General features: G+C 50.6%; 6 tRNA genes. All 6 read left to right on the top strand.

Features of this window, described 5'->3' with window-relative positions:
• Nucleotides 1–73, top strand: a tRNA-Asp gene (locus O3642_RS09755).
• Nucleotides 74–97: 24 nt separating this feature from the next.
• Nucleotides 98–170: transfer RNA gene (locus O3642_RS09750), tRNA-Lys, on the top strand.
• A gap of 6 nt (nt 171–176) precedes the next feature.
• Nucleotides 177–258 (top strand) — tRNA-Leu (locus tag O3642_RS09745).
• Nucleotides 259–275: 17 nt separating this feature from the next.
• A tRNA-Thr gene (locus O3642_RS09740) sits at nt 276–348 on the top strand.
• Between the two features lie 23 nt (nt 349–371).
• Nucleotides 372–443, top strand: a tRNA-Gly gene (locus O3642_RS09735).
• 7 nt (nt 444–450) lie between these two features.
• Nucleotides 451–536 (top strand) — tRNA-Leu (locus O3642_RS09730).
• Nucleotides 537–561: the final 25 nt, after the last annotated feature.

The following is a 561-nucleotide window of genomic DNA, read 5'->3' as shown; positions in this document are numbered from 1 at the left end:
GGTCCCGTAGTGTAGCGGTTATCACGTCGCCCTGTCACGGCGAAGATCGCGGGTTCGATTCCCGTCGGGACCGTTAAGATAATGAAAATTATTTTAAGACTCGTTAGCTCAGTTGGTAGAGCAATTGACTTTTAATCAATGGGTCACTGGTTCGAGCCCAGTACGGGTCATATTTTGCGGGTTTGGCGGAATTGGCAGACGCACCAGATTTAGGATCTGGCGCTTTACGGCGTGGGGGTTCAAGTCCCTTAACCCGCATAATAGAATAATAATGAGCCGGCTTAGCTCAGTTGGTAGAGCATCTGATTTGTAATCAGAGGGTCGCGTGTTCAAGTCATGTAGCCGGCATTTTTTTATATAAAGAAAGCAATGCGAACGTAGTTCAGTGGTAGAACACCACCTTGCCAAGGTGGGGGTCGCGGGTTCGAATCCCGTCGTTCGCTTGAGGAGGCCGGGGTGGCGGAACTGGCAGACGCACAGGACTTAAAATCCTGCGATTGGTAACGATCGTACCGGTTCGATTCCGGTCCTCGGCATAGACAAAGGTTGAAAGAAGCACCC

The sequence above is a fragment of the Streptococcus sp. 27098_8_66 genome (genome assembly GCF_041431945.1).
Taxonomy (GTDB): Bacteria; Bacillota; Bacilli; order Lactobacillales; family Streptococcaceae; genus Streptococcus; species Streptococcus dentalis.
The sequence above is the reverse complement of the archived record's forward strand: the minus strand, read 5'-3'. Positions and strand labels throughout refer to the sequence as shown.